Annotated in this window: 18 protein-coding genes; 13 read left to right on the forward strand and 5 right to left on the reverse strand. The window is 67.9% G+C overall.

Features of this window, described 5'->3' with window-relative positions; genetic code table 11:
• Positions 1-3 precede the first annotated feature (3 nt).
• The 12 genes from AC1RGU_RS07605 to AC1RGU_RS07660 all read left to right on the forward strand — a co-directional run bounded on the left by AC1RGU_RS07605 (position 4) and on the right by AC1RGU_RS07660 (position 13,688).
• Complete coding sequence (locus AC1RGU_RS07605; RefSeq protein WP_492695780.1) at positions 4-804, forward strand: aspartate dehydrogenase; 801 nt, start codon at positions 4-6, stop codon at positions 802-804.
• Between the two features lie 8 nt (positions 805-812).
• A complete protein-coding gene (locus AC1RGU_RS07610) occupies positions 813-2,288 on the forward strand; it encodes an aldehyde dehydrogenase (RefSeq protein WP_062474590.1) in 1,476 nt (491 codons plus the stop codon).
• Between the two features lie 13 nt (positions 2,289-2,301).
• A complete protein-coding gene (locus AC1RGU_RS07615) occupies positions 2,302-3,273 on the forward strand; it encodes a VOC family protein (protein ID WP_492695782.1) in 972 nt (323 codons plus the stop codon).
• Between the two features lie 14 nt (positions 3,274-3,287).
• On the forward strand, positions 3,288-4,274 hold the full coding sequence (locus tag AC1RGU_RS07620; protein WP_307693878.1) for a Bug family tripartite tricarboxylate transporter substrate binding protein: 987 nt from the start codon (positions 3,288-3,290) through the stop codon (positions 4,272-4,274).
• Positions 4,275-4,306: 32 nt separating this feature from the next.
• Positions 4,307-5,476 (forward strand): FAD-dependent monooxygenase, encoded by a 1,170-nt coding sequence (locus AC1RGU_RS07625; protein WP_492695784.1) that lies wholly within the window; start codon positions 4,307-4,309, stop codon positions 5,474-5,476.
• A 30-nt stretch (positions 5,477-5,506) separates the two neighbouring features.
• Entirely contained in the window at positions 5,507-5,728 is a 222-nt protein-coding gene (locus AC1RGU_RS07630; protein ID WP_062474598.1) for a recombinase-like helix-turn-helix domain-containing protein, read from the forward strand.
• Positions 5,729-5,739: 11 nt separating this feature from the next.
• Complete coding sequence (locus tag AC1RGU_RS07635; protein WP_492695786.1) at positions 5,740-6,792, forward strand: Rieske 2Fe-2S domain-containing protein; 1,053 nt, start codon at positions 5,740-5,742, stop codon at positions 6,790-6,792.
• 23 nt (positions 6,793-6,815) lie between these two features.
• Positions 6,816-7,784 (forward strand): PDR/VanB family oxidoreductase, encoded by a 969-nt coding sequence (locus AC1RGU_RS07640; RefSeq protein ID WP_492695788.1) that lies wholly within the window; start codon positions 6,816-6,818, stop codon positions 7,782-7,784.
• A 55-nt stretch (positions 7,785-7,839) separates the two neighbouring features.
• The gene (locus AC1RGU_RS07645) at positions 7,840-8,946 is read left to right on the forward strand and encodes a porin (protein WP_492695790.1); all 1,107 of its coding nucleotides are present in this window, start codon (positions 7,840-7,842) and stop codon (positions 8,944-8,946) included.
• A gap of 44 nt (positions 8,947-8,990) precedes the next feature.
• Positions 8,991-10,307 (forward strand): MFS transporter, encoded by a 1,317-nt coding sequence (locus AC1RGU_RS07650; protein WP_492695792.1) that lies wholly within the window; start codon positions 8,991-8,993, stop codon positions 10,305-10,307.
• Between the two features lie 655 nt (positions 10,308-10,962).
• Positions 10,963-13,200, forward strand: a complete 2,238-nt coding sequence (locus tag AC1RGU_RS07655; protein ID WP_492695794.1) for a M1 family metallopeptidase — start codon at positions 10,963-10,965, stop codon at positions 13,198-13,200.
• Positions 13,201-13,280: 80 nt separating this feature from the next.
• The gene (locus tag AC1RGU_RS07660; protein WP_095947556.1) at positions 13,281-13,688 is read left to right on the forward strand and encodes a lipoprotein; all 408 of its coding nucleotides are present in this window, start codon (positions 13,281-13,283) and stop codon (positions 13,686-13,688) included.
• Positions 13,689-13,834: 146 nt separating this feature from the next.
• Here AC1RGU_RS07660 and AC1RGU_RS07665 read toward each other — a convergent pair whose 3' ends face one another.
• The 5 genes from AC1RGU_RS07665 to AC1RGU_RS07685 form a co-directional block, all read right to left on the reverse strand.
• Entirely contained in the window at positions 13,835-14,569 is a 735-nt protein-coding gene (locus AC1RGU_RS07665) for a transporter substrate-binding domain-containing protein (RefSeq protein WP_492695796.1), read from the reverse strand.
• Between the two features lie 70 nt (positions 14,570-14,639).
• Positions 14,640-15,452: a substrate-binding domain-containing protein gene (locus AC1RGU_RS07670; RefSeq protein ID WP_492695798.1), complete on the reverse strand. Its 813-nt coding sequence runs from the start codon at positions 15,450-15,452 to the stop codon at positions 14,640-14,642.
• A gap of 83 nt (positions 15,453-15,535) precedes the next feature.
• Positions 15,536-15,739, reverse strand: a complete 204-nt coding sequence (locus AC1RGU_RS07675) for a type II toxin-antitoxin system antitoxin (protein WP_062474617.1) — start codon at positions 15,737-15,739, stop codon at positions 15,536-15,538.
• Positions 15,740-15,784: 45 nt separating this feature from the next.
• Positions 15,785-16,681: an SPFH domain-containing protein gene (locus tag AC1RGU_RS07680; RefSeq protein WP_095744991.1), complete on the reverse strand. Its 897-nt coding sequence runs from the start codon at positions 16,679-16,681 to the stop codon at positions 15,785-15,787.
• 24 nt (positions 16,682-16,705) lie between these two features.
• Positions 16,706-17,626 carry a LysR family transcriptional regulator gene (locus AC1RGU_RS07685; protein ID WP_492695800.1) on the reverse strand — a complete coding sequence of 307 codons (921 nt, stop codon included), beginning with the start codon at positions 17,624-17,626 and terminating at the stop codon, positions 16,706-16,708.
• A 109-nt stretch (positions 17,627-17,735) separates the two neighbouring features.
• On the opposite strand from AC1RGU_RS07685, the gene AC1RGU_RS07690 reads away from it, so the two are divergent.
• The gene (locus tag AC1RGU_RS07690; RefSeq protein WP_062474623.1) at positions 17,736-18,167 is read left to right on the forward strand and encodes a VOC family protein; all 432 of its coding nucleotides are present in this window, start codon (positions 17,736-17,738) and stop codon (positions 18,165-18,167) included.
• Position 18,168: the final 1 nt, after the last annotated feature.

The raw sequence follows: 18,168 nt of genomic DNA on the forward strand, positions 1-18,168 counted from the left end.
CGCATGACCACTGCCATCACGCGCATCGCCCTCGTCGGCTGCGGAGCCATCGGCACCTCGGTGCTCGAACTGCTGCGCGGCGATCCCGCCCTGAAGGTGGTGGCCATCGTCGTGCCGGCCGAAGGCATTGCCGCCGCGCAGAAGGCCGCGCCCGACGCGCAGGTGGGTAGCGCCGTGCCCGCCGACGGCATCGACCTCGTGGTCGAGACCGCCGGCCATGCCGCCATCGAAGAGCACGTGCTGCCCGCGCTGGCGCGCGGCACGCCCTGCGTGGTGGCCTCGGTGGGCGCGCTGTCGGCCACGGGCTTCGCCGAGAAGCTCGAAGCCGCTGCCGTTGCCGGCCGCACGCAGGTGCAACTGATTCCCGGCGCCATCGGCGGCATCGACGCGCTCGCCGCGGCCCGCATCGGCGGCCTGGACAGCGTGCGCTACACCGGCCGCAAGCCGCCGCAGGCCTGGAAGGGCACGCCGGCCGAGCAGGGCCGCAACCTGGACACGCTGGCCCACGAAACCATCATCTTCGAAGGCAGCGCGCGCGAAGCCGCCTTGCTCTATCCGAAGAACGCCAACGTGGCGGCCACCGTCTCGCTCGCGGGCCTGGGCCTGGACCAGACGCTGGTGCGCCTCATTGCCGACCCGGCCACCACCGAGAACGTGCACACCGTCGAAGCCGAAGGCGCCTTCGGCAGCTTCGCGCTGACCATGCGCAACAAGCCGCTCGCGGCCAACCCCAAGACCTCGGCCCTGACCGTGTACAGCGCCGTGCGCGCGCTGCGCAACCGCGTCGCGGCCCTTGCCATCTGAGCCACCCCATGATTTCCACCGAACTCCTTCCGATCTGCATCGCCGGCGAATGGCGCCTGGGCGGCGGCGACGTCTACGAAAGCCTGTACCCGGCCACCGGCGAGCCCATCGCGCGCCTGAAGGCAGCGAGCCTGGCCGACGTCGAAGAAGCCATCACGCGCGCCGACCACGCCTTTCGCACCAGCGGCTGGGCCCAGCGCCTGCCGCACGAGCGCGCCGCCGTGCTGCACCGCGTGGCCCAGCTGATCCGCGAAGAGGGCGAGTCGCTGGCGCAGAAACAGCGCCTGGACAACGGCAAGCCGATCAGCGAAACGCGCAACCTCGTGGCCAGCGCCGCGGGCACCTTCCAGTTCTTCGCCGCCGCGCTCGAGACGCTCGAAGAAACCATCACCCCCTCGCGCGGCGCCTTCGTCACGATGAGCGTGCACGAGCCCATGGGCGTGGTCGCGGCCATCACGCCGTGGAACTCGCCCATCGCGAGCGAAGCGCAGAAGTTGGCGCCCGCGCTGGCGGCCGGCAACGCGGTGGTCGTGAAGCCCGCCGAAGTCACGCCGCTCATGGCGCTGGAGCTGGCGCGCATCTGCGAGCTGGCCGGCGTGCCCAAGGGCATCGTGAGCGTGCTGCCGGGCAAGGGCTCGGTGATTGGCGACGCGATCACCAAGCACCCGCTGGTCAAGCGCGTGTCATTCACCGGTGGCACCACCACCGGCAAGCACATTGCCCACATCGCGGCCGACAAGATGATGCCGGTGTCGCTCGAACTCGGCGGCAAGTCGCCCACCATGGTGCTCGACGACGCCGACCTCGACCATGCGGTGAACGGGGTGCTCTACGGCATCTTCAGTTCGTCGGGCGAGTCGTGCATCGCGGGCTCGCGCCTGTTCGTGGCGCGCGGCATCTATGACGAGTTCCTCACGCGGCTGGCGGAAGGCGCCAATGCCCTGCGCGTGGGCGACCCGGCCTCGGAGCGCACGCAGATGGGGCCGCTCATCACGGCCAAGCACCGCGAGGGCATCGAGCGCTATGTGGACCTGGGCGTGTCCGAGGGCGGGCGCATCCGCACGGGCGGCGTGCGCCCGCACGGCGCGGACTACGACAAGGGCTACTTCTACCAGCCGACCATCCTCGAAGGCCTGACCAACAACGCCCGCATCAGCCAGGAAGAAATCTTCGGCCCGGTGCTGGTCGCGATGCCCTTCGACAACGAGGAAGAACTGATCGCGCAGGCCAACGACAGCGTCTACGCGCTGGCCGCGGGCGTGTGGAGCCGCGACTTCAAGCGCGCCTGGAAGCTGGGCCGCGCGGTGCAGGCCGGCACGGTCTGGGTCAACACCTACAAGCAGTTCTCGGTCTCGACGCCGTTCGGCGGCTGGCGCGACAGCGGCCTGGGCCGCGAGAAGGGCCGCGAAGGCATCTTCCAGTACATGGAGCAGAAGAGCATGTACTGGGGTACGAACGAACAACCGCTCCCGTGGGCGAACTGAACAGGAGCACACGATGAGCGTACTTGGCATCGACCAGATCACCTACGGCGCGGACGACCTGCCCGCCTGCCGCCAGTTCTTCCAGGACTGGGGCCTTTCACTCACGTCCGAAGCCGCCGACGAACTCGTCTTCGAGTGCCTCAACGGCTGCAAGGTGGTCGTTGCGGCGTGGGACAAGCCCGGCCTGCCGCCCGCGATGGAAGAGGGCCCGACGCTGCGCGAAGTGGTGTGGGGCGTGGAAAGCGACGCCGACCTGGACCGTTACGCCGCCGCCATCGCGCAGGACCCGGCCTTCACCGACACCACGGTCGACGGCGCGCGCCGCATCGGCTGCACCGACCCCAACGGCCTGGCCGTGCGCCTGCAGGTCAGCCGCAAGCGCGCGGTCGAGGTCGACTGCGGCGCCATGAACACCTGGAACGCCAAGCCGCGCGTGAACCAGCCCGCACCGATCTACGAACGCGCCACGCCGATCGAGGTCGGCCACGTCGTGTTCTTCGTGAGCGATGTGAAGGGCACGAGCGCGTTCTATGCGCAGCGCTTCGGCTTCGTGTCGTCCGACGGCTATCCGAACCGCGGCGCCTTCATGCGCTGCGCGCCCGAGGGCGGCCACCATGACCTGTTCCTGCTGCAGATTCCCTCGGGCAAGCGCGGGCTCAACCACGTGGCCTTCACCGTGCGCGACATCCACGAGGTGTTCGGCGGTGGCCTGCATTTCTCGCGCTGCGGCTGGGACACCCAGCTGGGCCCGGGGCGCCACCCGGTGTCGTCGGCGTACTTCTGGTACTTCAAGAACCCGGCCGGCGGCCTCATCGAGTACTACGCCGACGAAGACCAGCTCACCGCCGACTGGCAGCCGCGCGAGTTCGAACCCGGCCCGACCGTGTTCGCCGAATGGGCGGTCGATGGCGGCCTCGATGGCCACACGCGCCGCCAGAAAAACGCCGAAGGCCCGAAAGGTGCTTTCCTGACGGAAAAGAAGTGAACCCGGTGACCCTCATGCAACGACGTTTTTCTTTCTCCCTGCTGGCCGCCGCGGCGCTGGCCATCGCCTTGCCCGCGCATGCGCAGAGCGACGCGCACAAGCAGCTGTCGAGCGACCGCTTCACCATCGTCTCGCCGTTCCCGCCCGGCGGCCCGGTCGACACGCTGGCCCGCATCCTGTCCGACGGCCTGGCCAAGCGCTACGGCCAGGCGGCCGTGGTCGAGAACATGGTGGGCGCGGCCGGCAACATCGGCATCGACAAGGTCAAGCGTGCGAAGGGCGACGGCCACACGCTGCTCGTGGTGCCGGCCGGCAACCTCACGATCAACCCGACGCTGATGCCGAACTTTCCGTTCAACATCGAGAAGGACTTCGTGCCCGTCACCATGCTCGCCAAGGCGCCCAACGTGCTGGTGGCGTCGCCGGCCTCGGGCATCAAGAGCGCGAAGGAACTGGTGGCGATGGCCAAGGCCAAGCCCAACACGCTGTCGTATGCCTCGCCCGGCGTGGGCAGCGGCCTGCACCTGGCGGGCGAGCTGTTCAAGCAGCAGGCCGGCATCGACCTGCTGCACGTGCCCTACAAGGGCACGGCGCCCGCGCTCAACGACGTGCTCGGCGGCTCGGTGCCGCTGATGTTCAGCAACCTGCCCGCGACCATGCCCTTCATCAAGAACGGCAAGCTCGTCGCGCTGGGCGTGACCGAAGCCAAGCGCAGCGCCGCCGCGCCCGACATCCCCACGCTGGCGGAGCAGGGCATCCAGGGCGTGGCCGTGACCTCGTGGTATGGCCTGCTGGCCCCCAAGGGCACGCCGCCCGCCGTGGTCGAGCAGCTCGCCAAGGATGCGGCCGAGATGCTGGCCCAGCCCGACGTGCGCGAACGCCTGAAGGCACAGGGCATGACCGATGCGGCCATGAAGCCCGCCGAGTTCGCGGCCCACATCCGCGATGAGACGGCCGTCTGGGCCCGGATCATCAAGGCCCGCAACATCGTGGCCGAGTGAGCCACCCCCAAGAACAAAGAGAGACAGAGACCATGCAGACAAGTGAATCCACCATCGGCATCGTCGGTGCCGGCATCGGCGGCCTGGTCGCCGCCATCGCACTGCGCCGCGCGGGGCACGACGTCGTCGTGTTCGAGCAGGCCAAGCAGTTCGCCCGCGTCGGCGCCGACATCAACCTCACGCCCAACGCCGTGCGCGCCCTCGACGGCCTGGGCGTGGGCGACGCCGCCCGCGTGACGGCGGCCCGCCCGTCGCACCGCATCAGCCGCACCTACGACAGCGGCGAAGAAACCTCGCGTCTCGAAATGGCCGACTCGGCCGAGCAGCGCTACGGTGCGCCGCAGCTCACCATCCACCGCGCCGACCTGCTGGCCGCGCTGGCCGACATGTTCCCCGCCGAACGCGTGGCGCTCGGCAAGCGTGCCGAGACCATCGCGGCCGACGACAAGGGCGTGACCCTGTCGTTCAGCGACGGCACCAGCGCCCGCGTGGGCGCGCTGATCGGCGCCGACGGCATCCACTCGGGTGTGCGCACCGCGATGTTCGGCGCCGAGAGCCCGCGCTTCACGGGCATCGTCGCCTACCGCGCCGTGGTGCCCGCCGAGCGCGTGGCCGGCGTGCCCAACCTGGGCGCCTTCACCAAGTGGTGGGGCCCGAACCCGCAGAGCCAGATCGTCACCTTCCCGCTGAACCGCGGCAAGGACATCTTCATCTTCGCCACCACGCCGCAGGACACCTGGCACCTCGAGTCGTGGACCGCGCCGGGCAGCGTCGACGAACTGCGCGAGCAGTACGTGGCCTACCACCCCGAGGCGCGCGCGCTGCTCGACGCCTGCGACACGGTGCTGAAAACCGCGCTGTACGAGCGCGACCCCATGCCCGCCTGGGCGCAGGGCCGCATGGCGCTGCTGGGCGATGCCGCGCACCCGATGCTGCCCTTCATGGCGCAGGGCGCCGGCATGGCGATCGAAGACGCCGTGGTGCTGTCGCGCCACCTCGACGGCGTGGCCATGGCCGGCATTCCCGCCGCGCTGCAGGCCTACCAGACCGCGCGTATCGAGCGCGCCAGCCAGGTGCAGCTCGGCTCGCGCGGCAACAACTGGCTGCGCGAAGGCGGCAACGCCGACTGGGTGTACGCCTACGACGCCTGGGCCGTGCCGCTGGGCGTGCCGGCGCAGGGCGCCGTCGCTGCCGCTGCCTGAAATTTTTCCCCTCGCTTACGGAGGCTCACGATGCAACAAGACCGCTTTCTCCAACCGCACCAGGCGCGCCAGCGCCCCGCGACCACCTACGAAGACCTGCTGGGCGACGTGATCGAACGCGCCTATGCCGACGGCATCCACGACCTGCCGGGCCTGGTGCAGCGCCTGAACGACAGCGGCCTGGCCACGCCGGGCGGCCTCGCATGGACCGAGGCGCTGTACCGCAAGGAAATGGCCACGCTGGCCGCCTGAGGAGAACCACCATGACCATCGCCATCCGTCCCGTCGCACCGGCCCCTGCCGATCCGGTCGACCACCTGCTCGAGATCGGCCTGAAGGACCTCTGGTACCCGATCTGCCCCTCGCACTTCATCAAGGAGAACCCCATCTCCCTGCGCCGCCTCGGCCGCAAGATCGCGCTGTGGCGCGACGGCGAAGGCGTGCTGCACGCGCTGGAAGACCGCTGCCCGCACCGCGGTGCGCCGCTGTCGCAGGGCGTGGTGCTGGGTGACCGCCTCTCGTGCCCATACCACGGCGTCGAAGTGCGCCACGACGGCGTGGTCACGCGCGTGCCCGGCAGCCCCGGCTGCAAGCTCGAAGGCTCGCGCGCCACGCGCCACTTCCATGTGCAGGAGCGCGCGGGCGCCGTGTTCCTCTACAACTCGAAGGAGCCGGTCGACGTGCCGCCGCCGCTGGTGCTGCCCGAGCAGCTGACCGACGAGGCCGAGTACTCGAACTTCCTGTGCTACACGGAGTGGAAGGGCGACTACCGCTACGTGCTGGACAACGTGATGGACCCGATGCACGGCACCTACCTGCACAAGCAGTCGCACTCGATGGCCGAAGGCGACTCCAGCGCCAAGTTCGGCGTGCGCCCGACCGACATCGGCTTCGTGTTCGAGAAGGAAGGCCAGCGCAACGTCAACTTCGACTGGACCGAGTGGGCCGACACCGGCATCCACTGGATGCGCCTGGAAATTCCGTACCCGAAGACCGGCGGCCCCGGCGGCAACTTCATCATCATCGGCGCCTTCTCGCCGATGGCCAACGGCATGACGGCCACCTTCTTCTGGCGCGCACGCAAGCTGGCGCCGGGCTGGGAGCGCGACACCTGGCGCTTCCTCTACAAGAACCGCCTCGAGGCGCGCCACTGGCACGTGCTGGAACAAGACCGCGTGATGCTCGAAGAGATGGAAGCCGACGCCAACCAGCACGAGAACCTGTACCAGCACGACCTGGGCATCGTCCGGCTGCGCCGCCACATGCGCAACCTGGCGCAGGCGCAGCTGGCGCAAGCCGAGGCCGCCACGGCCTGAACTGCAAGCAAGCGAGCATCGCCATGTCTTCTCCCACGCTGAACGCCCTCGTGCACACCATGCGCTACGAGGCCGACGGCATCGTCAGCGTCGAGTTCCGGCCGGCCACGCCGGCGGTGGACTTTCCCGCCTTCGAGGCCGGCTCCCACATCGACCTGCACCTGCCCAACGGGCTGGTGCGCAGCTACTCGCTGTGCAACCCCTCGAGCGACCACCAGCGCTACGTGGTGGGCGTGCTCAACGACCGCAAGAGCCGCGGCGGCTCGCGCTACGTGCACCAGCAACTGCGCGTGGGCATGACGCTGCCCATCTCGGCACCGCGCAACAACTTCAAGCTGGAAGAGGGCGCCGAGCGCTCGGTGCTGGTGGCCGGCGGCATCGGCGTGACGCCCATCTGGTGCATGCTGCAGCGGCTCATCGCCATCGGCAAGCCGGTGGAGTTCGTGTACTGCGCGCGCACCCGCAAGGAAGCCGCCTTCTGCGACGCCATCGAGGCGCTGGCCACCGAAAAATCGGTGCAGCTCACCTGGCACTTCGACGACGAGAAGGGCGCGCCGCCCGACCTCGCCTCGCTGCTGGCCGGCAAGGGCGCCACCAGCCACTACTACTGCTGCGGCCCCACGCCGATGCTCGACGCCTTCGAAAAGAGCTGCGAGCAACTGGGCTATGCCAACGCCCACATCGAACGCTTCGCCGCCGTGCATGTGGAGGCGCCCAGCGCCACCCAGACCTGCGTGGTGCAGTGCGCCAAGAGCGGCAAGAGTGTCGAAGTGCCTCCGGGCAAGTCGATTCTCGACAGCCTGATCGACGCTGGCCTCAACCCCGACCACAGCTGCAAGGAAGGCGTCTGCGGCGCCTGCGAAACGGCGGTGCTCGAGGGCGAAGTCGATCACCACGACGGCATCCTCACCAAGATCGAACGTGCGTCCAACAAGACCATGATGATCTGCGTCTCTCGCTGCAAGGGCGAGCGCTTGGTGCTGGACATCTGAACGAGAAGGCCACAACCGAAAAGACGGCCGAGAGAAAAACCAACCGAGACATTCAATGAAAAAGTACTTGATCGCGATGGCTGCGGCCACCGCGGCTGGCGGAGCGCTGGCCCAATCTTCCGTGACGCTGTTCGGCGTCGTCGATGCCTCCGTGGTCTACACGCGTGGCAGCGGCAACGGATCGGCCCACAAGACGCAGCTGGGCAACAGCGGCAACATGTTCAGCCGCCTCGGTTTTCGCGGCACGGAAGACCTCGGCGGGGGCTACTCGGCCAACTTCTGGCTCGAGATGGGCCTGCAGAACGACAGCGGCACGGGCTTTCCTTCGAACTCCAACAACCAGGCCAGCGGCAACGGCACGCCCGGCGTGCTGAGCTTCAACCGCCGCTCGACCGTGAGCCTGGCCGGCCCCTTCGGCGAAGTGCGCCTGGGCCGCGACTACGTGCCCGCCTTCTGGAACACCGCGATCTTCGACCCCTTCGGCACCGGCGGCGGCATCGGCGCCAACCAGATCTACTTCTCGGGCCTTGGCGGCCTGGTGGCACCCACCGGCACGCGCGCCTCGAACAGCATCGGCTACTTCCTGCCGGCCAACCTGGGCGGCTTCTACGGCCAGGTGATGTACGCGATGGGCGAGAACGATTCGACCTCGGTGCTGCCCGGCACCCAGGTGTCGAACAAGCGCGACGGCCAGCACACCGGCGCGCGCTTCGGCTACCAGAGCGGCGGCCTCAATGTGGCCATTGCCACCGGCCGCACGCGCTACGCCGCCGGCGACCTGCGCGTGACCAACCTGGGTGCGTCCTACACCTTCGATGCGGCGCTCATGAACCTCAAGCTCACGAGCGAGCTGTACAAGGAATCGAAGGGCAGCACCGACGCCAAGGGCGTGCTGGTCGGCTTCCAGCTGCCCATCGGGCCGGGCGAGATCAAGGCCTCGTACGCGCGCTACAAGCTGGAGCCGCTCAATGCGGTGCTCGAGCCCACGACGTCGAAGCTGGCCCTGGGCTACGTGCACAACCTGTCCAAGCGCACGGCGGTGTACGGAACCATTGCCCGCATCAGCAACAAGAACGGCGCAACGCAGGCTTTGGCCGGCGCCATCACGCGGCCGAACCGCGCCTCGAGCGGCGTCGAGTTCGGCATGCGCCACATGTTCTAGGCGCGGCCACACAGCGCGCGCACCCCCAAGAGAGAGCCCCGGTCATGCAGAGCAAGAACTTCCGTTGGTACGGCGTCATCACGCTGTTCGTGATCGTGGCGATCTCTTACGTCGACCGCATCAACATCGCGGTGCTGATCACCGATGCGGCCTTTCTGAAGCACGTGGGGCTCGACCCCTCCGACCGCGTGAGCCAGGGCCTGCTGGCCACGGCCTTCATGCTGGGCTACGGCATCTCGGCCTTCGTGCTCACGCCGTTCTGCTCGGCGCTGTTCGGCGTGCGGCGCAGCCTGATCTACGGCCTCGTGCTGTGGGGCGTGGTGACCTGGGCCTCGCCGATGTTCAACAGCTACGGTCTGCTGTTGGCGTCGCGCGTGCTGCTGGGCGTGTCGGAGGGGCCGCTGTTCTCGCTGGCTTCGTCGTACATCAAGGCGCACTTCCAAAGCCACGAGAACGGCAAGCCCAACGCGCTGGTGAACATGGGCACGGGCCTGGGCCTGGCGGTGGGCTATCCGCTGGTGGGCTATTTGCTCACTCAGTTCGAGTGGGACAGCTCGTTCCACGTGCTGGGCGTGCTCAACATCGTGCTGGGCATTCCGCTGGTGCTGGCCTTCGTGCGCATGCCCGCGGGGCACGGCGACGGCATCAAGCCCTCGTCGCTGGGCGATGCGATGTCGCGCGTGGCGGGCATCGTGAAAGGCGCGTTGCACACGCGGCACCTGTTCCTCATCACGCTGCTGACCTCGGCGGCGCTGGCCTACCTCTGGGGCAGCAGCAACTGGCTGCCGACCTACCTGCGCGAGGCGCGCGGCTTCTCGCTGCGCGAGATGGGCTGGATCGCCTCGCTGCCGCAGTACGCCACCGTGCTCGCGGTGTTCACGGGCGGCGTGCTCATCGACAAGCTCGGGCGTGACCGCGTGCCCTTCATCTTCATGGGCGCGAGCGCGGGCGTGGCACTGTCGGTGCTGCTGGCCATCAATGCGCGCGACCCGTACATGGCCGCGACCTGCCTCGTAGCGGCGAACTTCTTCTGGGGCCTGCAGAGCCCCGCCATTCCGAGCACCGTGCAGCACTGCTCGCGGCCCGAGCACACGGCCAGTGCCTTCGGCGTGACCAACGGCGTGGGCAGCCTCGTGGCGGGCTTCATGCCGGCGCTGATGGGCGGCGTGATCAGCGCGGTGTCGCATGGATCGGGCGCGGCGAACACGGCGGTGACCGCGGCCTCGTCGGCGGCGGGTTTCTTCGCGGGCTTTGCACTGCTCATCGGCACGCAGGTCGTCGTGTTCGCATGCGGCTTTTTGCTGTGGTGGCGCGAGCGTGCGCAACGCACCGCTGCAGTCTCTGGTTCACAGCTTTCGTAGCCTTCGCCGCGGCTTGAACCTTCGTACTGTGGCCGCTTCGTCACAGTGAAGGCCCCGTGTTTTTGTCATCTGCGTGAGCAGGTGTTTCGGTCGCAGAACCATCTTCGTATCGCATGGCACGCGTCGCGTGCCATGACGCCATTCGGCCTATCGCGCGCGAACAATTGGAGAGAGAAAAGTTCCGCGGATCGTTGAGCTCATTGCATCGATCAGCTACAACTGCGTGCACTTCAACGGACGAGGGAATGCGCGTGAAATCAACCACAAGAGCCGCAGCCAGTCTTGCCGTCGCCATCGCTTTCGCCATGGCCCCGGCCGTTCACCTGACGGGTGAACGCATCGCGTCGATGCACGGGCACTGAGCCCGGCCCGCGACACCCCACCGCGTTCACACGCTCCCCCCACACCCCGCGTCTTGACGGGAATGGCGCCGCTCGCCCCGCGCATCCTGGGACCACCGCAGCACACGCGGTGCGGTCCGGCTTGAGCCTGCGTTCCTGACGAACGGTTTGTTCGCCGGGAGGGCGCTGTGCTGCCCGCATTTCCTGTTGATCTGTCGTTCCACTCATCCCGCGCGCGTCACGTGCATCGCCGGCTATCCGCCGGTGCCTGCGGTGCGGCGCATGTTCCTTACCAAGAGTACCCAGAGGCGATCATGAAATCACTGAATACACCTGTCGTTCATTGCCTGGCCCTCACGGCCGTGACCCTCGCCGCGCTGACGGCCTGCGGCGGCGGCGGAGACAGCGGCGGTGGCGCATCCTTCGGCGGCTCCGGCCTGAATGCGCCGTCGCTGGCCAACGCGCCCGCGGCCGACGGCGGCGACACCACCAAGAAGACCCCCGACGACGGCGTGCCCGCCGCACCCGAATCGGCAGTGGCCGCGGTCGATCGTTCGGCCCGGCCGATGGAGCTGCCCGACACGGTCTGGCCCGTGAACTACAAGCTGTGGTTCCGCCCCGATGCGGCGCTCAAGACGTTCGTGGGCCGCGCCGACGTGGAGATCGACGTGCTCAAGCCGGTCGACGCCATCGTCGTCGCCGCGCACGACCTCAACTTTGCGCGCGGGCGCACCACGCTGCGCAAGGTGTCCAAGCCGGGCGAGGCGATCCCGCTGATTCCCACGCCGCAGACGCGCGGCGACTTCGTGCAGCTGCGCCTGAACGACGGCCAGATCGCCAAGGGCAAGTACCTGCTGCACATGGAGTGGGACGGCAAGATCCAGTTCTCCGATGCCGAGTACTGCACGCCGGAAGTGATGGCGAAGAACCCGCTGTGCTCGGCCGCGTCGGGCATCTTCAAGGTGGGCCTGTCCACGCCCGAGGGCGTGAGCAGCGACGCCATCGTGACGCAGGGCGAAACCAACTTCGCGCGCCAGTGGTTCCCGGGTTGGGACGAGCCGGCCTTCCGCCACACCTTCGAGATCTCGGCCGAGGTGCCGGGCGACTGGAAGACCGTGTCCAACGGCGCGCAGACCGAGGCCGTGAAACTGCCCGACGGCTACCAGCGCGTGGCCTTCGAGAAGACGCCTTCGATGCCGATGTACCTGGCCTTCTTCGGCGGCGGCAAGTTCGACATCCTGGCCGACACCTTCAAGAACCCGCTGGACGGCAGCGACATGGCGCTGCGCTGGTTCACGCCGCCGGGCCGCTCCGACTGGGCCAAGTTCGCGATGGAGTGGACCAAGGTGTCGATGGACTACTACTACAAGTACACCGGCATCTCGCTGCCCTTCAAGAAGTTCGACACCGTGGCCGCCAACGACAGCTACGACAACAAGCCCAACACCGGCTTCGGCGGCATGGAGAACTGGGGTGCGATCTTCGAGTTTGCCGACGCGGTGCTCACCAAGCCCGGCGACAAGCCCACGCTGTACTCGGTGACCGTGGTCACGCACGAGGTGGCGCACCAGTGGTTCGGCGACCTCGTCACGCTCGACTGGTGGGACAACGTGTGGCTCAACGAGTCGTTCGCGCGCTGGTTCGAACGGCGCACCACGATCAAGTTCCACCCGGAGTACTACAGCTTCTCCGACTACGTGCTGGACAAGCACAACGTGATCGTGGCCGACCTGAAGCCCTCGGCCGTACCGGTGCAGCGCAACCTGAACGACGCGGGCTCCTTCGGCTTCATCAGCCCGGCGATCTTTGTCTACAACAAGGGCAGCCACGTGCTGGAGATGGTGCAGAACTACATCGGCGAAGAGGCGATGCAGAAGGGCCTGCAGATCTACCTGAAGGACTATGCGTTCGGCAACGTCACGCCCACGCGGTTGTGGACCTCGCTGGAGAAGGCCGCCGGCGGCAAGAAGGTGAGCGAGATCGGCGACAGCTTCATCCGCCAGACCGGCATTCCGCTGCTCACGGTCGACGCGCAGTGCGCCGGCGACCGCACCTACGTGAACATCACGCAGGAGTCGTTCCCCAACCAGAACCAGTTCCCGGCCTCGACGTGGACCATTCCCGTCACGCTGGCGTACGGCGACGCGATGGAAAAGCGCGAGACCTTCGTGATGTCGAACAACGCCACGCAGGTCGAGCTGCCGGGCTGCACCGCGGTGCTCGCCGGGCCGACGGGGCAGGACTACTACGTGAGCAACTACAGCGCGCCTTCGTGGAGCAACCTGCTGGCCAAGGTGCAGAACTTCGCGGGCAACAAGCCGCTGCTGCTGAACATCGAGCGCGATGCCTTCCGCCTGCTGGGCGTGGGGCGCATCACGCAGGCGCAGTACGACCAGATCAAGGGCGTGCTCAACCTGCCGGCACCGCTGCTCGCCAAGACGCAGCTGAGCCAGCAGAAGATGGCGGCGGTGGAGGCGGGCGGCAAGGAAGAGTACCCGCACGCACTGCGCTTCCAGGGCAAGCTGCCGCTGCGCGAGAACCAGAAGCGTTGAGTTGTTGAGCCTTCTTTCGTGAATCCCGCATGTGCCGCTGGGCGTGCCTGGCGGCGCATGCGCCACCCCATTCGAATCTCATGAAAACACTTCTGAACTCTTTGCTGGCAGTGGCCTGCGTCTCGCTGCTCTCGGCCTGCGGCGCGCGCGGCGGGCCCGAGACCGAACTGGTCGGCGTCTACGCCGTCGAACGCAACGGCGTGCTCAAGGAGGTCGTCAAGATCGAGCGCGACGGCGACCGCTACATCATGCGCGACAAGGTGCGCACGCCCGAATGGAGCGAGCCCAAGATGCAGCTGCAGCCGGTGACGCGCGAGCGCTGGAGCCGCATCACCACCGACACGGAGAACACGTCGTTCGTCGGCATCTCGAGCGACCAGCTCGGTATCTTCAAGGTGCCGCCCGGGTGGCAGAAGAACGGCTTCAAGACGCAGACGGGCTACTTTCTGTTCTATTCGCAGGGGCCTGTGGAAGCGCACAAGCTTTGAGAGGCCGCCACCACGACAGCGCCTAGCGGGCGCAGGACACTGGGTGCTTCCCGCAGCGAAATCAAGGAGGAGGCCGCAGGCCGGGGGACATTCGCGGAGGGAAGTACCCGGTGGCCTGTGCACGCGCCCTGAACAGGAGCGCCTAGTTACGGCGCAACGATCGCGCCTTCGATGCGATGGCGTTTCAACGCATCGGCCACGAAGCCTGAAGCCTTCATCTCCTCGATGAAGGAAGAGAGCAGCGCCTGCGCCTCGGCCCCCCGGCTGGCCGGCGTCCCCATCGCCTGCTGGATCACCATGAAGCGCCCCGGCAGCACACGCACCCCAGGTGCACGGGCCGCTTCGCCTTCGAGCAGTTGGCGGATGCCCGCCGCCACCTCGACCTCGCCCGCGCGCAATGCAGCGAGCGCAGGCCCCGCGCCCTGCAGACGCACGATCTCGGCCGCCTTGATCTCGCGCGTGAGGAACAGGTCGTAGGCGCTGCCCGAGCCGACCGAGATGCGGTGGCCTGCAGCATCGACCTGCGCGTTGTCGGTCAGCGCAGAAGATTCGGGCACGAGGTAGCTGCCCTCGATCAGCACATAAGGCGCCGTGAAGCGCAGCCCTTCGCTGCGTGCCGGATCGACCGCGAAGAAACCGATGTCGGCCTTCTCGTTCTTCACCGCGTCCACCGAGGCCGCGGCCTTCTCGAACACCACCAGCTCGATGCCCACGCCAAGGCGCCGCGCGAACTCGCGGGCCAGGTCGATCGACACGCCGACGGGCTCGCCGGTGGTGGCGTCCTTGTTGGCCAGGATCGGGTTGCCGAGGTTGATCGAGGCGCGCAGCGTGCCGCTGGGCGCGAAGGCGGTCACGAGGGCGGAAGAGGGCGAAGTGGTCATGGCGTCCGTTCGTCGGGAAGGAGGAAGGAGGGGATGAAGGCCGCCAGTTTACGAGCCGTGCGGCCGCAGTTCAGCGCGCGGACATGGGCTCCAGCCCCGTCTTCGCGATCGTCGGCGCCGCGGCCGGCGAGTTGAGGTAGCGGATCAGCTGGCGCGCCGCCTCGGGCTGCTTCGAGGCCGTGGCCACGCCGGCCGAGAACACCGTCACGCGCTGCACCTCGGCGGGCAGCGGGCCGATGTAGTCGATGCCCTCGATGGGCAGCAGCTCGCTCACCTGCTGCAGGCCGAGGGCCGCGTCGCCGCGCGCCACCACCGTGCCCACGCGCTCGCTCAGGATGCGCTTGCTCTTGGGCTTGACCTGGTCCTCGATGCCCAGCTTCTTGAGCAGCTCGGTCTCGTAGTAGGTGCCGCTGGCGCTCGCCGAATAGGCGATCGACGGCGCCGCGAGCAGCGTGCGCTTGAGCGCATCGACCGTGCCGATGTCGGGCTTGGGCGCGCCCTTGCGCACCGCGAAGCCGATCGACGAGCGCACCAGGTCGACCTGGCTGCCCGCCACCACCTTGCCCTGCGCCACCAGCGCATCGAGCGCGGGGCGTGCGAGGATCACGACGTCGGCGGGTTCGTTGCGCCCCAGGCGGCTGGGAATCGAGTCGCTGGCATTGCCCATCGACGCACCATAGGCCGTCTTCACGCTGCGGCCGGTGCTGCGCTCGAAGCCGGGGCGCAGCTCGTTGTAGGCGGCGGTGAAGCCGCCGGAGGTCATGACGTGGATGTCGCCCGTGGTGGCGGGTGGGGTGCTGACGCAACCGGCGAGCGCGAAGGAGGCGGCCAGCGCCAGGGCGGCGCGGCGGGTCAGGGCGGAACGGAGGGCGAAGGTGGTCACGGCGTGTGTCTCCTGATGAAGGGTGCCGTCCCATCGTAGGGGCCGAGGCTGTCAATCGGCCTTCAGGAAATTCGGGGTTACTACTAGCGCGAGGGCTTGGGCGGGTCCGCGTCCTTGGCGGGCGCAGCCGCCGCCGGCAGGCGCCCCCGCTTCGCCAGCCCTTCGCGCAGCAGGAACTCGACCTGCGCGTTCGCGCTGCGCAGCTCCTGGGCCGCCAGCCGCTCGATCTCGGCCCACAGGGCCGGATCGATGCGCAGCGGGTAGGACTTCTTACCGGGACTGGCCATCAGGGAACAACGACGTGGCGGCGGTGAGCGGGGGCCGTGGATGCATCAGGTGTAGAGCGTGCCCGTGTTGACCACGGGCTGGGTTTCGCGGTCCGAGCACAGTACCACCAGCAGGTTCGACACCATCGAGGCCTTGCGCTCGTCGTCGAGCACGACGAGGTTGCGCTCCGACAGGCCCTTGAGCGCCGCCTCGACCATGCCGACCGCGCCCGCCACGATCTGGTGCCGCGCACTCACGATGGCCACGGCCTGCTGGCGCCGCAGCATCACCTGAGCGATTTCTGGCGCATAGGCCAGGTGCGTGAGCTTGGCGTCGAGCACCTCGACGCCGGCGCTGGCAAAGCGCTGGTTCAGCTCGGCCTTGAGGGCGTCGGCCACCACGTCCAGGCCGGCGCGCAGCGTGACCTCGTCGCTTTGCAGGTCGTCGCCGCTGTCGTAGGCGTAGAGCGTGGCCAGATGGCGGATGGCGGCTTCGGACTGGATGGCGACGAACTTGTTGTAGTCGTCGATCTCGAACACGGCCTGCGCCGTGTCGTGCACGCGCCAGACCACGGCCGCGCCGATCTCCACCGGGTTGCCGCGCTTGTCGTTCACCTTCAGCGGCGGCGTGTTCAGGTTGCGCGCGCGCAGCGAGATTTTCTGGCCGGCCTGGAACGGGTTGGTCCAGCGCAAGCCCTCGCTGCGGTCGGTGCCCTGGTACTTGCCGAAGAGCGTGAGGATGATGCCCTCGTTGGGCTTGAGCATGTACAGCCCCGGCAGCAGCGAGACGCCGACGACGATCAGCAAGATGCTCAGGGGCAGCGGCATCATCCGCCGCACGAGAACCCAGGCGCCGACCGCAAGGATCAGCAGCGCCACGGCAACGATGCCGTATCCGTTGACGGACCGGTACGGCCGCTCCCTGCGGACCGGGCGAGGGATGGACGGGGTCTGCTCGTGCATGAATGCCTCCTGTTGAAAGTGATATCACTCTAATATCTTTTTGGAGGTCGTCAAGGCTTTCTTTCGCCCCGCCTTCGCGGGTTCGGCCGCGTCCCGCAGACACTGCGCAAATTGCGCGACGAGGGGCGGGCTGGCGCGTGGCTTGCGCTGCAGGAGGCCGATCTCGCGATGGAACGTGGCCTCGCCGAGGGACAGCATGCGCACGCCCGGCGGCAGCGGCAAGTGGGCCTCGACCCACGGCACGAGCGCAACGCCCAGGCCCTTGGAGGCCAGGTGGATGAGCCCGGAGATTTCGTCGACCTCGATGGCGTCGCTGACCACAAGGCCTTCGCGCTGGAGGAATCGTTCGACCATGCGCCCGCCGAACGATGCGCGGTCGTAGCGCAGGAACGGCTGTTCCTGCAGCAGGGTGCGCCAGTTCCTGCCCGGCACGCTCGCGGGGGCAATGAGCACATAGGGCTCGCGCACCAGGGTCTGCCAGGTCAGCTCGGGAAGAATGCCGAAAGGCGGCCGGATGATCACGGCCGCATCGATGCTGCCGGCGTCCAGGTCGTCCATCAGCCGCATCGACACGCCGGGCGAGATGTGCACGCGCAGCAGGGGGAAGCCGGCGCGCAGTTTCTCGAGCGCGCGCGCCACCAGTGTCGGCTGCGCGGACGCAATGGCGCCGATGCGCAGCAGCCCGGCGTTTGCGGCGTCGTCGGGCAGCTCGCCGAGCTTGGCGTAGAGGCCGCAGATTTCTTCCGCCCGGCCCAGCGTGGTCTCGCCCGCCGCATTCAAGGTGGCAGAGCGGCCTGTGCGATCGAAGAGCTGGAACCCCAGGGATTCCTCGAGCCGCTTGATCTGGCTGCTGACGGCCGATTGCGTGAGGCCGATGCGCTCTCCCGCCGCGGCGAATGTGCCGTGGCGACACACGGCGATGAAGGTTCGAAGCTCGGTGATCATTCGGGATTCATCGAAATGGGTGGTGCTCAGCGATGAAATATATCGTTTTCGGTTATGTGGCTCGCTGCTTAGAGTTTGCTCACCCTGAACTCCTTGATCGATGAACCCCATGAGCACCCCCACTGCACGCATCCCGTTCCACCTGGCCTTTCCCGTGCGCGACATCGCCGAGGCGCGCGCCTTCTACGGCGAGTTGCTCGAATGTCCCGAAGGCCGCAGTTCGACCGAGTGGGTCGACTTCAACTTCCACGGCCACCAGATCGTGGCGCACCTGGCGCCCGACGAATGCGGCCACAAGACGCACAGCGCCGTGGACGGCCATGACGTGCCCGTGCGCCACTTCGGCGCCGTGCTGCCGATGGACCTGTGGCAGGCAATGGCCGACAAGCTCATCGCACGCCAGACGAAATTCGTGATCGAGCCCTACATCCGGTTCAAGGGCGAGCCCGGCGAACAGGCGACGATGTTCTTTCTCGACCCGTCGGGCAACGCCATCGAGCTGAAGTCCTTTGCGGACCTGGATTCGCTGTTCGCCGTCTGAA

This window comes from Variovorax sp. GW823-FHT02B07, assembly GCF_058797695.1.

What these genes read in the sequence shown, in the direction of transcription:
- AC1RGU_RS07605 (WP_492695780.1), top strand. Translation starts at nt 4, where the DNA reads ATGACCACTGCCATCACGCGCATCGCCCTCGTCGGCTGCGGAGCCATC.
- AC1RGU_RS07610 (WP_062474590.1), top strand. Translation starts at nt 813, where the DNA reads ATGATTTCCACCGAACTCCTTCCGATCTGCATCGCCGGCGAATGGCGC.
- AC1RGU_RS07615 (WP_492695782.1), top strand. Translation starts at nt 2,302, where the DNA reads ATGAGCGTACTTGGCATCGACCAGATCACCTACGGCGCGGACGACCTG.
- AC1RGU_RS07620 (WP_307693878.1), top strand. Translation starts at nt 3,288, where the DNA reads ATGCAACGACGTTTTTCTTTCTCCCTGCTGGCCGCCGCGGCGCTGGCC.
- AC1RGU_RS07625 (WP_492695784.1), top strand. Translation starts at nt 4,307, where the DNA reads ATGCAGACAAGTGAATCCACCATCGGCATCGTCGGTGCCGGCATCGGC.
- AC1RGU_RS07630 (WP_062474598.1), top strand. Translation starts at nt 5,507, where the DNA reads ATGCAACAAGACCGCTTTCTCCAACCGCACCAGGCGCGCCAGCGCCCC.
- AC1RGU_RS07635 (WP_492695786.1), top strand. Translation starts at nt 5,740, where the DNA reads ATGACCATCGCCATCCGTCCCGTCGCACCGGCCCCTGCCGATCCGGTC.
- AC1RGU_RS07640 (WP_492695788.1), top strand. Translation starts at nt 6,816, where the DNA reads ATGTCTTCTCCCACGCTGAACGCCCTCGTGCACACCATGCGCTACGAG.
- AC1RGU_RS07645 (WP_492695790.1), top strand. Translation starts at nt 7,840, where the DNA reads ATGAAAAAGTACTTGATCGCGATGGCTGCGGCCACCGCGGCTGGCGGA.
- AC1RGU_RS07650 (WP_492695792.1), top strand. Translation starts at nt 8,991, where the DNA reads ATGCAGAGCAAGAACTTCCGTTGGTACGGCGTCATCACGCTGTTCGTG.
- AC1RGU_RS07655 (WP_492695794.1), top strand. Translation starts at nt 10,963, where the DNA reads ATGAAATCACTGAATACACCTGTCGTTCATTGCCTGGCCCTCACGGCC.
- AC1RGU_RS07660 (WP_095947556.1), top strand. Translation starts at nt 13,281, where the DNA reads ATGAAAACACTTCTGAACTCTTTGCTGGCAGTGGCCTGCGTCTCGCTG.
- AC1RGU_RS07665 (WP_492695796.1), bottom strand. Translation starts at nt 14,569, where the DNA reads ATGACCACTTCGCCCTCTTCCGCCCTCGTGACCGCCTTCGCGCCCAGC.
- AC1RGU_RS07675 (WP_062474617.1), bottom strand. Translation starts at nt 15,739, where the DNA reads ATGGCCAGTCCCGGTAAGAAGTCCTACCCGCTGCGCATCGATCCGGCC.
- AC1RGU_RS07680 (WP_095744991.1), bottom strand. Translation starts at nt 16,681, where the DNA reads ATGCACGAGCAGACCCCGTCCATCCCTCGCCCGGTCCGCAGGGAGCGG.
- AC1RGU_RS07685 (WP_492695800.1), bottom strand. Translation starts at nt 17,626, where the DNA reads ATGATCACCGAGCTTCGAACCTTCATCGCCGTGTGTCGCCACGGCACA.
- AC1RGU_RS07690 (WP_062474623.1), top strand. Translation starts at nt 17,736, where the DNA reads ATGAGCACCCCCACTGCACGCATCCCGTTCCACCTGGCCTTTCCCGTG.